15 protein-coding genes are annotated in these 13,661 nt (G+C 45.4%); 7 read left to right on the top strand and 8 right to left on the bottom strand.

Annotation, left to right across the window (positions count from 1 at the left end; translation table 11 throughout):
• The first annotated feature begins 30 nt into the window (after window positions 1-30).
• The 3 genes from NL626_RS13910 (at window position 31) to NL626_RS13900 (ending at window position 2,569) form a co-directional block, all read left to right on the top strand.
• Window positions 31-600 (top strand): YajG family lipoprotein, encoded by a 570-nt coding sequence (locus NL626_RS13910; protein WP_253657455.1) that lies wholly within the window; start codon window positions 31-33, stop codon window positions 598-600.
• Entirely contained in the window at window positions 600-1,145 is a 546-nt protein-coding gene (locus NL626_RS13905) for a peptidylprolyl isomerase (RefSeq protein ID WP_203346006.1), read from the top strand. The genes NL626_RS13910 and NL626_RS13905 overlap by 1 nt, the downstream gene beginning before the upstream one ends.
• Before the next feature lie 71 nt (window positions 1,146-1,216).
• Entirely contained in the window at window positions 1,217-2,569 is a 1,353-nt protein-coding gene (locus tag NL626_RS13900; protein WP_005380257.1) for an MFS transporter, read from the top strand.
• A gap of 63 nt (window positions 2,570-2,632) precedes the next feature.
• Here NL626_RS13900 and NL626_RS13895 read toward each other — a convergent pair whose 3' ends face one another.
• The 4 genes from NL626_RS13895 to NL626_RS13880 are packed head-to-tail and all read right to left on the bottom strand — an operon-like array spanning window position 2,633 to window position 5,869.
• Window positions 2,633-3,292 carry a ChrR family anti-sigma-E factor gene (locus tag NL626_RS13895; protein ID WP_005380256.1) on the bottom strand — a complete coding sequence of 220 codons (660 nt, stop codon included), beginning with the start codon at window positions 3,290-3,292 and terminating at the stop codon, window positions 2,633-2,635.
• The gene (locus NL626_RS13890) at window positions 3,289-3,873 is read right to left on the bottom strand and encodes an RNA polymerase sigma factor (RefSeq protein ID WP_017636022.1); all 585 of its coding nucleotides are present in this window, start codon (window positions 3,871-3,873) and stop codon (window positions 3,289-3,291) included. The genes NL626_RS13895 and NL626_RS13890 overlap by 4 nt, the downstream gene beginning before the upstream one ends.
• A gap of 44 nt (window positions 3,874-3,917) precedes the next feature.
• A complete protein-coding gene (locus NL626_RS13885; protein ID WP_005380254.1) occupies window positions 3,918-5,276 on the bottom strand; it encodes a DUF4397 domain-containing protein in 1,359 nt (452 codons plus the stop codon).
• The gene (locus NL626_RS13880; RefSeq protein ID WP_005380253.1) at window positions 5,273-5,869 is read right to left on the bottom strand and encodes an LON peptidase substrate-binding domain-containing protein; all 597 of its coding nucleotides are present in this window, start codon (window positions 5,867-5,869) and stop codon (window positions 5,273-5,275) included. Before NL626_RS13880 ends, NL626_RS13885 begins: the two co-directional genes overlap by 4 nt.
• Before the next feature lie 323 nt (window positions 5,870-6,192).
• Here NL626_RS13880 and NL626_RS13875 point away from each other — a divergent pair, with 323 nt between their 5' ends.
• The 4 genes from NL626_RS13875 to csdA all read left to right on the top strand — a co-directional run bounded on the left by NL626_RS13875 (window position 6,193) and on the right by csdA (window position 9,796).
• Entirely contained in the window at window positions 6,193-6,990 is a 798-nt protein-coding gene (locus tag NL626_RS13875) for an outer membrane protein OmpK (protein ID WP_005380251.1), read from the top strand.
• Window positions 6,991-7,098: 108 nt separating this feature from the next.
• Window positions 7,099-7,989, top strand: a complete 891-nt coding sequence (panE, locus tag NL626_RS13870) for a 2-dehydropantoate 2-reductase (RefSeq protein WP_206949382.1) — start codon at window positions 7,099-7,101, stop codon at window positions 7,987-7,989.
• Window positions 7,986-8,585, top strand: a complete 600-nt coding sequence (locus tag NL626_RS13865) for a DJ-1 family glyoxalase III (RefSeq protein ID WP_253657454.1) — start codon at window positions 7,986-7,988, stop codon at window positions 8,583-8,585. The genes panE and NL626_RS13865 overlap by 4 nt, the downstream gene beginning before the upstream one ends.
• Window positions 8,585-9,796 (top strand): cysteine desulfurase CsdA, encoded by a 1,212-nt coding sequence (gene csdA / locus NL626_RS13860; protein WP_213962823.1) that lies wholly within the window; start codon window positions 8,585-8,587, stop codon window positions 9,794-9,796. The genes NL626_RS13865 and csdA overlap by 1 nt, the downstream gene beginning before the upstream one ends.
• Before the next feature lie 33 nt (window positions 9,797-9,829).
• Here the strand turns inward: csdA and NL626_RS13855 are convergent, their stop codons facing one another.
• From NL626_RS13855 to mltA, 4 genes are all read right to left on the bottom strand, one after another.
• Complete coding sequence (locus tag NL626_RS13855) at window positions 9,830-10,750, bottom strand: GGDEF domain-containing protein (protein ID WP_005391727.1); 921 nt, start codon at window positions 10,748-10,750, stop codon at window positions 9,830-9,832.
• Window positions 10,751-11,059: 309 nt separating this feature from the next.
• Complete coding sequence (csdE, locus tag NL626_RS13850; RefSeq protein ID WP_017636016.1) at window positions 11,060-11,488, bottom strand: cysteine desulfurase sulfur acceptor subunit CsdE; 429 nt, start codon at window positions 11,486-11,488, stop codon at window positions 11,060-11,062.
• Between the two features lie 19 nt (window positions 11,489-11,507).
• Window positions 11,508-12,317, bottom strand: coding sequence for a tRNA cyclic N6-threonylcarbamoyladenosine(37) synthase TcdA (tcdA, locus tag NL626_RS13845; RefSeq protein WP_005380241.1), 810 nt, complete (start codon window positions 12,315-12,317; stop codon window positions 11,508-11,510).
• A 99-nt stretch (window positions 12,318-12,416) separates the two neighbouring features.
• A complete protein-coding gene (gene mltA, locus NL626_RS13840; RefSeq protein ID WP_033905546.1) occupies window positions 12,417-13,520 on the bottom strand; it encodes a murein transglycosylase A in 1,104 nt (367 codons plus the stop codon).
• Window positions 13,521-13,661: the final 141 nt, after the last annotated feature.

The following is a 13,661-nucleotide window of genomic DNA, read 5'->3' as shown; positions in this document are numbered from 1 at the left end:
TTTAGCAAAATAGTTAAAAGGAATAATAAGATGAGAAAATTGGTACTTGCGGCTTCGGTTGCGTTGCTTGCTGCGTGTTCAGCCCCTCAACAACCTCAGCTGAACCTGATGCCAGAAAGCACATTGAGCACCAATCCAATTGTTCAAGGCAAGACTTACAGTTTGACCAGCAGAGATGTGCGTGCAGCGCAATACGTGGCGTTGGTGGATAACGGCCGTTCGAACATTCTTCCTCTTCATGCTAAACAGAATTTACGTATTGCGTTAGAAGAAGCATTAGAGAAGCAATTCTCATCTCAAGGTTTCCATGCGGATCTAAACAGCAACAACGCGATTGAATTGAGCGTTCAAGAAGCGTTGGTCAACGTGAAGCATTCGGTGATGGAAAATGAGATGGATGCTAAAGTTGTGCTGGAAATCACAGCAGAGACACCTGAGGGCAAGCTAGTCAAAACTTATACAGGTACAGCAAAGCGCTCTGGCACATTGAGTGCTTCTGATGCCGATATTGAAGAGACATTGAATGATGTGGTGACATTGACGCTTAAAGAGATTGCCAATGACCCTGAGCTTCGTCAATACATGCAGGAGCGTTTCTAATGTTACGCAAGGCAATTCTTTCTCTCGCGCTACTCAGCTGCAGCGTTTGGGCCGGACCAAAAGTGGCGTTTGAAACAACGTTAGGTTCATTTACTGTCGAACTGAATGAAGAGAAAGCGCCGATTACGGTAGCGAACTTCCTGAAATATGTAGAAGACGGTAGCTATGAAGGCACTATTTTTCACCGCGTTATTCCAGGTTTTATGGCGCAAGGTGGTGGCTTTAACCAAGATATGCAAATGGTGAAAACATACGCGCCAATCAAAAACGAAGGAAATAATGGTCTAAACAATGACCGTGCTACCATCGCCATGGCACGAACTAATGCACCAAACTCTGCAACTCGTCAGTTTTTCGTCAACTTAGTCGACAATGACTTTCTCAACTATGGCGCTCGACCACCAGGTTATGCTGTATTTGGTGAGGTTACTGAGGGGTTCGACGTTATCCAGAAAATGGCTCAGCAGCCGACCACGACAGTAGGCCGAATGCGTGATGTACCAGAGACGCAAATCGTCATCACCAAAGCTACACTACTTAAATAGCCAAAACGATAAGCCCTTTGAATAATCGAAGGGCTTTCTCTTTCAACGGCTTCATTTTATTGGATTGATTTATGTCTTCATTACCTTCCATCACTTGGTTGGAAACGGTAAAAAGTTACCTCGATAAACGACTCATGTGGGTTTTCATGCTGGGCTGCTCTAGCGGCTTTCCGTGGGTTCTTATCGGTTCAAACATGTCAGGTTGGCTAAAAGATGCCGGCTTGACCCTCTCCGCAATTGGCTATTTTGGTAGCGTTTTTGCGGTCTATGCGATCAACTTTCTGTGGGCACCTCTGGTTGACCGCGTGAAGCTGCCAGTCCTCTTTAGACTGCTGGGGCAAAGACGTAGCTGGATTTTCTTTTGCCAAAGTATCGTACTCGTCGCTACCCTATTTATTGCCGGCGTTAATCCAGCGGAAAACTTGGTGTTTGCGTCACTACTCGCCTTGTGCATTGCAACGGCTTCAGCGACACAAGACATCGCAATTGATGCTTTTCGTATTGATACTTTCCCAAAGTCAGAAGAGTCTAAACTGCCTCAAGCTTCTGCAATGGCGGTCATTGGCTGGTGGACAGGTTATTCACTACCGGGTTATTTAGCGTTTGTTAATGCTGACAGTGTCGGTTGGAATGGTGTGTACTACGGGATGGCGGTGATAGTCGGCATTCTAATGGTCTTTACGATTTTAGTCGGTGAACCGAAGACTCAACGCGAACAACTTCAGTCTGCCGCTGAACAACGCCACAAAGAAGTGGTTGGTTCAAAAGTCGTAGCTTGGTTTACCGTGACTGTTGTAGAACCTTTCCTTGATTTCTTTAATCGCAATGGCGTCCGTGTCGCGATTACTCTGTTGCTGTTCGTTTTCCTATTTAAAATTGGCGAAGCGTTTTTGGGCAGGATGTCGATCGCGTTCTATAAAGATATTGGTTTTAGCAATGAACAAATTGGCTATTACTCCAAACTGATCGGTTGGGGAGCCACCATCTTCTTTACTTTTGTCGGAAGCATGTTCAACGTTAGGTTTGGTATTGTACGTGGATTAATGATCGGCGGTATTGCGATGTCTGCCAGTAACTTGATGTTTGCTTGGATTGCTTCGGTAGGCCCAAACGAGCACTTGTACTTAGCCACGATTATTGTCGATAACTTTACGACTGCTTTCTCAACTGTCGCTTTTGTTTCATTTTTGACGATTCTAACCGGGCAAGCATTTTCGGCAACTCAGTATGCGTTGCTTGCCTCTCTAGGAAACTTCGGACGGACGACTCTTGCTTCTTTCAGTGGCGAGCTAGTGGATTATCTCAATGATTGGAGCACATTCTTCGTGCTTACCGCTGTCATGGTCGTGCCAAGCTTGATTATGTTGTACTCGCTACGACATTACTTTGATGCTCTATTGGAAAAAGCACGTCACAAGCATTAACGAAACATATAAAAAACCACCGAATTCGGTGGTTTTTGTTTTGCGAGATATAAGATAAGAGGTCTATGGGTATAACCCTTTACCAAACATATTAAATATACGTGCCACGCCTTGAGTAAAGATCATCGGCTCAGTCAATACGGTTAAACACAAGCAGTCTTCTCCGGCCTTAGTGTAAGGGCTGTGCTTCACTGATGCGTCTCTAATCATCAAATCGCCCTCTTCATATTGGCCATCCTCGTCACTAAATCCACCATGTAGGATCAATGTAGACTCCAGGCCTTTGTGCGTATGTTGAGGGATTTGCACATCTTCCCCGATGTACATTAAGCTGACACGAGCGTCTTCCCCTAGATCAATCTGAGCACTGAAAACCTTGCCTCCGTAACTTCTCCATGACCCTACGAGGTCAGAGAAACGCGCTAAGGTTTTAGGAAGAGCGAAGCTTTTTCCTGCCACATTAACAGCAGCAGAGTCGCGGATCACGATGTTATCAGTCGCTGGCTCCGCGTTGATGATGTCATTGAACATGTCGTCAAATTCAGAAACATACTCAGAAGGTATGTCACTTACGATGTTCGCTTGACTTGCTTCGACTTGGTTCACATAAGCTCGGCACTTGGTGCATGTTTCTAAATGGGTTGCGACCACAAGACCAGAAACTGCATCAATGCTTCCCGAAGCGTATGCTTCTAACAAGCTGTTATCTGGGTGTTTGTTCATAGTTGCTCCGTATGCATTGAATGCCTTAGCTTTTCTACTGCAAGCCTCAGCCTGGATTTTACGGTACCGAGGGGTATATCAAATAATTCCGCGACCTGTTGATGAGGTAACTCTTCAAGATATACCGCTTGTAAAACATCTCTCTGGTTTTTCGGTAATATATCTAAAAACTTAACCACCTGTTCTTTCAACATATCTTGTTCTGGTGAATAGTGATCAACAAGATCAGGTGGATAATACTCTGACGGCCAAATGTCATCAGAATGAATGTGTAATTCCTTACCTTTCTGTTTTCTCAGCAGATCAAAACAAAGGTTTCGGATTATGGTATATATCCAAGTCGATAACGCGCTCTTTTCACCATCATAGAGGTGCGCTTTCTGCCAAACTGTCGCCATGGTCTCTTGCACCATCTCCATAGCAACTTGCTCATTACCAACATGTTTGTAAGCGAATTGCTTCAGCTTGGGTGCGTAAAAACGGAATACAAAAGCGAACGCATCTTTGTCTCGATCCTTCACTTTATCCATGTAATCGTTCCAATCACTGCGCCCCAGTTTTTTCGGGCTATCACTCATCATAATCGGCCTTAATTTGTGGGAGGAGTCTCCTCCTCCCATTCGTCCTAATCGGTCACGTCATCGACCAACAAGTTGAAACCACCGTTGTTCCCATCATCAATGGCAACGACTTGGTACACAACACCGTTCATTACATTGACTGGTGCTGAGTCAACCGCAACAATACTTGGGTTACCAGCCACTGTTACCGTTACATAATATGTACCTTCAGCGACATATAATCCTTGTACACTATTTTTATACGCAAAATTAGCAATAGTTGGATCACTTCCATCTATTCCTGCACTCGTAGTGAGGTAAATATCCACCATTTCCGCTATAGGATTAGCCGCCGCGTGTGTCACATTCAATGTCGCGCTAGTCGCCACAGCGCGTCTCATATCTTCAACAACCAGAGCTTCGATATCAATCGCTGGGCTAACAACACCGACTGCATAAACACTGTAATCCATTCCACCTGCAACCATTAACCCGTCAACATCTATGATCGGATTAGTTGTTGTGCCATCCACGTAAACGTCAATATCGTAAGCGCCAGCAGCAAGATCCAAATAACCACGAATCTCTTTGAACGCTAAGTCGGCAAGAGGAGCGAAGGCCGCCCCGTTAACGTTAACATCGACGACTGGCGCTCCATCGACAAGGTGTCCGACTCTTACTTCAGCTTGGCTGCCCATATCTTCAATTATAGAAGAGCCCGAACCGTCCAACACCAAGAGTTTGACAGGTGACGTGCTATTCGAATCTCCTGTGCCGATAGCGGCAATCGTCAAGTTGGAATTAGCCGCAAGAGGTACTGTGCCGGAGTCAAAAGCAACGCTGTCTCCTACGGCAAGTCGAACTTGATACTCACCAGCTGGGATGTTCAATACGTCGGTAGAAGCTTTGTAAGCAAGGTTAGTTATTGGAGTCGCGCTAGCAAGAGCAACACCTGGCTCAGTGACATAAAGATCAACAGCAGGAACGCCTGAAGCTGCATGAACAACTTGAACATCTAGACTATTGGCATCAGCCATTGAATCGGCGCTGCGAGTCACAACTAAAGGCTCAACTGGGTTTGGCGAACCATCGGCATCGCCAACAACGAACACGTTATAATTGAGGTCGGAATCAAGATCTAGTTCTGTTTTAGGTATTACGGTCGCGGTTTCATTACCTGGGAGCTGAACATCGACCTGAATCGAATTCATCCCCTCTCGCAATTTAACGTAGCCAGATCCCACACCATAATCAACATTCGTTAATGATGGTTTATCGTTGATCCACACATTTGCAAGCGGCGCATCAGAAGACGCGTGCACTGCTTGTAAATTGGAATACTCAATAGTGTCACTGTCGGAGCCACACGCCGCCAGTCCTAATGCCGCCACCATAGTTAGCGCAGCTCTGCCAAATCCTTTCATATCCTTGCCTCTTTGTTAGTCGGGGCTTCTATGGCTTCTGTCAGAAATTGCAACGCAGGAATGCAGTTCTCTGCGCCAACGAGCTGTTCGAACAGATTGCAGTCTAAAGGAAGTAATTCAAGCCAGCGCTGGGTCACCCAAGCTGAGTCATCGTAAAAACGATGCTGGTAGAGGTTTCCAAGTTGAGGAAACTCTTCATAAACATGGGATAACTGCTGGCTTAAATAGAAGAAATCTGGTGAGTTGTCTGGATGTTGCCAATTGTCTAACCATTCGACCTCTGCATGGCGTAAGCCGTCCGCATCTGCACGAACTCGTTTGACAACAAAGCGTTTCTCACCAGCGACTGTAATACCAAGAAGACCATCACTGAGTGTTTCAAAATCAACGATCCTGACCAAAGTTCCGATAGATGAAACGTTACCCACGTCTTTAGGGTCACCTTCACTTCCTACTAGGCAAACTCCAAAACCCACATTTTGTAGGCTGCATTCCTTTACCATTCGCTTATATCGTGGCTCAAAAATGCGCAGATTCATTTTACCTTCAGGGAGTACAACTGAAGTGAGTGGGAATAACATGACTTCTTTCATTCAAACGTCCTCTTTGATTCACGGATACATACGAATCCCTTATCACTCCGATCACTAACGATTTATGTTGGTTAATCGACTGGCTTAAAAAGTCATAAAATCGCTCACGCAAACGATCCAAATCACACATTTATTGCAATAAAATGCAACAAACAAAAAGTTCCGTAAATAAAGATAATTTCGTGATGCAACTCACCAAAAACGTTTCATTTTGCACCCTTTATCACTTTCATTTGGGATTTTTATCGCTATTATTCCCGCCAATTGGAAAGCGCAGCACAGATTGCGTGTTCTGAATCATTACAAACATAGAGAGTCCCCTTATGCGTAAATCACTTTTAGCTCTTAGCCTTCTAGCGGCTACTTCAGCTCCAGTTATGGCGGCAGATTACTCTGACGGCGATATTCACAAAAACGATTACAAGTGGATGCAATTTAACCTAATGGGTGCATTTGACGAACTTCCAGGTGAGTCTTCACACGACTACCTAGAAATGGAATTCGGCGGCCGCTCTGGTATCTTCGACCTTTACGGCTACGTTGATGTATTCAACCTAACTTCTGATCCAGGTAGCGACAAAGCTGGCGCAGAGAAGATCTTTATGAAATTCGCTCCACGTATGTCTCTAGATGCGGTAACTGGTAAAGACCTATCTTTCGGTCCAGTTCAAGAGCTATACGTTGCAACTCTAATCGAGTGGGGTGGTAACTCTGGTGTTAACTCTCAAAAAATCGGTCTAGGTTCTGACGTAATGGTTCCTTGGTTTGGTAAAGTTGGTGTTAACCTATACGGCACTTACGACGGCAACAAAAAGGATTGGAACGGTTTCCAAATCTCGACTAACTGGTTCAAACCATTCTACTTCTTCGAGAACGGTTCATTCATTTCTTACCAAGGCTACATCGATTACCAATTCGGTATGGATGATGCTGCTGGTAACAAGTTTGGTTCAACCGCGTCAAACGGTGGTGCAATGTTCAACGGTATCTACTGGCACTCAGACCGCTTCGCAGTGGGTTACGGTCTAAAAGGTTACAAAGACGTGTACGGTATCAAAGATACTGATGGGTTCAAGTCAACTGGCTTTGGCCACTACCTTGCTGTAACTTACAAGTTCTAATTGAACCACTAAGTTTGCTCAAAAATGGCGCCTTTCGGCGCCATTTTTATTTGCTTTCCTTTTTTCCCTCATTATCCTTGCAGCAAACCTTTTTAATGAGAGCGTTTGGTGAATATCCTTATCCTCGGTCCAGGTGCGGTGGGCTCACTCTGGGCAACAAAATTTAAGCTTGCCGGGCACAATGTTTCATTGTGGGGAAGAAGTTCTGAAAGCCAACAATCACTTCAGTTGGATGACACACCCGCAAACGTATTCAGTAATCAAGATATTTCCTCTGTAAATCAAGCGGACCTCATTTTGATCACGGTAAAAGCTTGGCAAGTGGAAGACGCCATTCAGCCTTTACTGCCTCATATCAATACAGACACGATTATCATGCTGATGCACAATGGTATGGGTACTGCCTCTGCCGTGGAGAAGGTTGTGCCAAACAATCCGATAGTGCTCGCAACAACGACGCACGGCGCATACAAACCAGATAACCAACACGTATTGCATACCGGTCACGGAACAACGCAAGCGGGTGGTTATAATGACAAAGGAATGCAGTGCACTTTTCTGCAAGATGTTATGCATAATGCCCTTCCAGAGGTCATTTGGAATCCACACATCCAATCTGCGTTATGGACTAAGTTAGCGATCAACTGCGCGATTAACCCACTGACTGCGATTCTCCAGTGTAAGAATGGTGAACTTGCGAAGCCCGAGTTTAAGATACAACTCGAAAGCATCACTCAAGAACTGGTTGAAGTAATGAGTAAAGAAGGTATTGCTATCGAGTTTCGCTCTCTTTTCGATACGGTAATGCAAGTGGTGAACGCCACAGCTGAGAACTATTCTTCAATGAGACAAGACGTATTCCATCAGCGTCGAACGGAAATTGATTTTATAACCGGATACTTGTTAAAGGCTGCCGAGAAACATCGCATCAATACGCCTGAGAATTTAAAACTTTACCAACGCATCAAACAAATAGAACAAAGCTGGACAGAACAATGAGTAAGAAAATCTTAGTGCCAATCGCTCCAGGCACCGAAGAAATGGAAGCCGTCACCGTTATCGACATGATGGTTCGCGCGGGTTATGACGTTACGGTAGCGAGTGCTGCTTTTGATGGCTCATTGACGATGAAAGCTTCTCGCGGAGTCACATTAACGGCAGATTGTATGCTGGTCGATATCGCTGATGATGAGTTTGATGCCATAGCGCTTTCTGGTGGTGTTGGTGGTGCAGAAATTTTCCGTGATAGTACGGTGATGATAGAAATCCTTAAGCAGCACATCTACGAGGGAAAATTGGTCGCAGCTATCTGCGCAGCACCAGCGTTGGTATTGCAACACCATGATCTTTTCCCACAATCACTGATGACCTGTCACCCGAGCTTTCAGTCGCATATCCCGGTAGAGAAGTGGCGCAGTAAACGTGTGACCTTTGATATCAACCACAACCTGATCACTAGTCAAGGTCCGGGTACAGCTTTAGAGTTCGCGATGGAAGTAATCATTCAACTCTCAGGTAAAAAACACGCATGGTCAGTTGCTGAACCAATGATCCCTCTGCCTACTCTGCACTACCACAAGCTTGGTGAAGAATAATGTTTGACGTAAATGCTGTACGCGAGCAATTTCCTGCTCTAAACCAATCCGTCAACGATACGCCCTTAGTGTATCTAGATAGCGCAGCGACAACGCAAAAACCGCAATGTGTGATTAATGTCATCAGTCATTACTACAGTGCGCAAAATGCCAATGTTCACCGTGGCAGCCATAGTTTAACGGCTAATGCCACCAGCCAATTTGAAGCGGCACGAGAACGAGTGGCAAGCTTTATTGGTGCAAACAGCTCTAAAGAGATCATTTGGACACGGGGCGCAACCGAAGCACTGAACTTAATTGCTCAAACCTACGCCCGTAGCACGTTACAACCAGGTGATGAGATCTTGATTAGCGAGATGGAGCACCACGCCAACATCGTGCCCTGGCAAATCGTGGCAGAGCAAACGGGTGCTAAAGTCATTAAAGTTCCGATGACATCAGATTGCCAGTTCGACATCAGTGCATTTGAGGCGCTTCTGTCTGACCGCTGTAAAATTGTTGCTTGCGCACAAATAACCAACGTAACAGGCACACGCCAACCTATCGAAAAAATCACTGAACTGGCGCACAACGTTGGCGCGGTTGTTGTAGTTGATGGCGCGCAAGGCATCGTACATGAGCAACTTGATTTATCGACATCAGATATCGATTTCTACGTTTTCTCAGGTCACAAACTTTATGCACCAGCAGGCATTGGGGTTTTATACGGCAAGCTTAAACTTTTGGAAGCCATGCCACCATGGCACGGCGGCGGTAAAATGGTTGAACGTGTTTCTTTCGAGAAAACGACGTTTTCTGCACTTCCTGGTAAATTTGAAGCGGGCACACCAAACGTTGCGGGCGCGATTGCTCTAGCGAAAGCCATTGAGTGGTACCAAGGTTTTAACCATCACGAAGTAGAGGATCATCTCCATGTGCTTCAGGATAAGGCCTACCAAGCACTAAGCGCTTTGGATGACATCCATATTCTAGGCTATCAACCGAATGCCTCTGTACTGACGTTCGTCATGGACGGCGTTCATCACCAAGACATGGCGACGCTGCTCGATCAACAAGGCATTGCGGTACGAGCAGGACACCACTGCGCTCACCCATTGATGGATGCGCTAAACGTTAAAGGCACGGTACGCGTTTCTTTTGGTATTTATAACACGGCTGAAGATGTGGATAGACTCATCGCCGCCGTAGAAAAAGCCGTCGACATGCTATAACGCCAACGGTTTGATTTGGAGTAACCAACAAGGTTACTCCATCTGCCTATCCAGAGTCGCCACGCAATTTCTGCCATTTCTTTTCGCAGCATAAAGCGCTTTATCTGCATGCGCATACAAACGTTTGGTGGTTTCATTTCTGCCTATTTCCACCACGCCTACACTCACCGTGACCGGAATTTCAATCTTTTCAAATTCGAACTGACAATTTTGAATGTGGGAACGTACTTCCTCTCCTACCTCTTTCGCCGCCGACAGAGAAGTTTCTGGCAAAATAATCGCAAACTCCTCCCCTCCGACTCTTGCGAAAATTTCATCTTTGACGAGTAAGTGAGAAACCAAATCAGCTAACGTTTCTAAGACATGGTCTCCCGCATCATGACCACGTTTATCATTGATGACTTTAAAAAAGTCCAAATCAAACAATAACAACGCGGAGTGATAGTTCGGCTCTTGAGCTTTAATGACCTCTTCTGTGAGCTTTTCGAAAAAAACACGTCGGTTGTAGATATTGGTGAGAGCATCTATTTGGCTTTGATGGCGAAGAAGGGTTTCAACTCGGTGGCGATTGGAGATGTTGCGTGTAAGAATAAGGACAACGCGACGACCTCGGTATTTTATAGCGAGTGGGCAGATCTTGCCTTCGTAGTATAGGTCGCCTCTTGGCCCACTGTTAGCATCTATTCCCTGAATGCTGTCGGCGCACATCTTGTACTCGATCGTCACAATACTGTCTTGTTTCAGTGACCGATTTATCTGTTCGATAAACCAGTCGGCTTTATCTTTTTCAAGTACGCCGTGAAGTGTCTTACCTATCAAATTGCTTCCATCGTGATAGGCTTTTTTATCTGTTCCTCCAAAAACATCAATATAGATACCATCTTCACTCAGAATAAAAGTGGGGTCTGGCATTCCGGATAATACGTCTTGCGCATGTTCCAAGGTGAATTGCATATAGGGAGGTTCCTAGCGTTTGTACCTAAATATCCCAATCGCCTCCAAATGCGTGTCAGCATTGGGGAACAGGAGCGAATGAGGCATATGTCTACTATCTAATATAGACAAATTTTAAATACAATTGAGTTTATAAAAACCAAGTGGGCAATATAATGAACCAGGATCAATAGAATGGTTAATTAACGCTAAAATAGTCGACCATTTGCATATTTTTTATCCATATGCAAAAAATATCTCAACTCAGATACAAAAAACGCCAAACAGCTAGGCTATTCAGCGTTTTTTAAGAATTGGGAAAATGACTCGTTACACGGCGGTTTGCTTAATCTGCTCTACAATAGCTTTCAAGCCATTACCACGTGACGGGCTTAAATGGGAGACAAGCCCCAGCTGATCAAAATAAGCATCAATATCAAATGCTTGAATTTGATCGGCCGTTTTTCCGTCATAAGCCGCCATCACCAAGGCAATCAATCCACGGACGATACGCGCATCGGAGTCCGCACAAAAATGCCAAACGCCATCTTGCTCTTGGCTCACTAACCACACCAAGCTTTCACAACCCGAAACGGTAACTTGTTCTGATTTCAGCTCTTCTGGCATTTGTGGCAGCTTTTTACCCCACTGAATAACCTGACGGTAGCGATCTTCCCAGCCTTGAAATTGCTGCATAGTCGCTACAATGTCTTCGCTGGTGATATCTGTACCAAATGGAGAAACGGGAAAATCTGTCATGATGCGCTCTTCTTCTAGTTTACTTCTTATATTTTGAAATCAACTTCTCAACGATTCGCGATACCGCGACAAAGCCAAACGTTGCAGTTACCACAGTCGCCGCACCAAAACCGCTAGCACAATCCATACGTTTTGGGCCTTCCGCTGTCGACTTCACACCACACACTGAACCGTCTGCTTGAGGGTACTTCAGCTGCTCGGTTGAAAACACGCAATCAATACCAAACTTACGAGCCGGATTCTTAGGGAAGTTATGATGACGACGCAAGGTGTCTTTGATTTTCTTCGCTAGAGGATCTTGGATCGTTTTCGTTAAATCAGCGACCATGATCTGCGTTGGGTCAACCTGACCACCAGCGCCCCCCGTAGTGATCACTTTGATCTTGTTGCTGCGGCAATACGCCAACAAAGACGCCTTCGCTTTTACGCTGTCAATCGCATCTAGCACGTAATCAAACTCTTTGCTTAAGTACTCATGTTGATTGTCTGGCGTGATGAAATCATCAATCAGATTGACTTTACACTCTGGGTTGATCAATTTGACACGCTCGGCCATAACTTCAATTTTGCTTTGGCCAACGGTGCCCGTCATCGCATGAATTTGGCGGTTAATATTCGTGACACAAACATCGTCCATATCAATCAGAGTCAACTCACCGATCCCCGTACGAGCCAGCGCTTCCACCGCCCATGAACCTACGCCACCAATACCAATCACACAAACGTGTGCAGCGCGAAGAATGTCTACTTCGCTGTTGCCATAAAGACGACGAGTGCCGCCAAAGCGTTGATTGTAGCTGTCAGATGCTGGGGTATCGAGTTCACGCATATTGAAGTCCAGATGATCGATAGAAAAACAAAGAGTGCGATTTATACGCACTCTTTGATGAAATGTCTAGATAAGAGAGTGTTCCTCTCTCTTGGACGACTATTGTAGCTTTTCTGGCGGTAAAGCCCAAGGCGCTTGAGTTGGTGAGTTTTCCAGCCCAAGTTTCCAAACTCGACCAAAATGCTTGTAGTGCCCTGCTTCCGTTCCTGCTCTCGCACCAATGCCATGATACAGATCCAAATGGTTCTGTTTTACCGCACCACCAGTGTCTAAAACGATCAGCATTCGCAGTTGATGCGCACCGCTCCACGTACCATCCGCATTCAGCAATGGTACTTCCGCCAAGATTGGTGTCCCCATTGGTAAGATAGAACGGTCACCCGCGACCGCCGCCATTGGCAACAAAGGAATACCAGCCGACCCCGTTACTGGCGCTTCCTCTTTTGGCGCAAAGAAGACGTAAGAAGGGTTTTGCTCCAACAACTCGCGCACTGTCGCATCGTCGTTGTCCATCACCCACTCTTTGATTGCTTTGAGGGACATTTTTTCACGCGGCACTTCACCACGTTCAATCAAAATGCGGCCAATACTAACGTAAGCTTTATTATTTTTCCCTGCGTACGCGAAGTACTCCAACGTATCATCATCTTCAAAATGCACATAGCCACTGCCCTGCACTTCCATCATAAACGGGTCAATACGATTAGGCGCATAACCTAGCACTAAACCTTGGCCATCTAATGCCCCGTTGTAGATCTCCGCGCGAGTCGGACAATCTGATGAGCAGTTTGGCTTGCCATAAACTGGGTACTTAAAAATGTCGTTTGGTGTATGACGCAGCTCCATCACGGGAGAAAAGTATCCGGTAAACAGTACATTACCTTTTTGATCACCACCGCCTAATTGCGCAGCTTGAATGCCAAACGCACTCAACGCGCTGGTGTCTCCGCTTTGTTGCGCCCACTCACTTAATCGTTGATATAGCGGTTGGTAAATCTTCGCCATGGATGGTGACTTTATCACCACTTGCTCTGCTTGCTTGTTAAATTCAGTAAAATCGCGTGGTTTGTTAGACTCAACCACATCCACTTGATTGAGGATCTGAGGAAACTCACCATCAAGATATTGCTGAGCACGATCATTTTGTTGAGCACAGCCAAAGAGTAGGCTCAAAGAGATAATAGGAAGGAGTTTTTTTAACACGTGTCTTTTCCGTAAAAGAGAATAGCAAAAGGATGGCAAACAAATGCATACGGTGCAATTGAAAAGCAACGACAAAATGTTTCAACGCTAAGCCAATCCGTTTACTCGTTGTGAATTCATTCAGTTAATACAACATGATAG

This window comes from Vibrio sp. Y58_MX_L22 (assembly GCF_024181865.1).
Classification (GTDB): Bacteria; Pseudomonadota; Gammaproteobacteria; order Enterobacterales; family Vibrionaceae; genus Vibrio; species Vibrio alginolyticus.
Note: the sequence above shows the minus strand (reverse complement) of the source record. Positions and strands in the feature narration are given on the sequence as shown.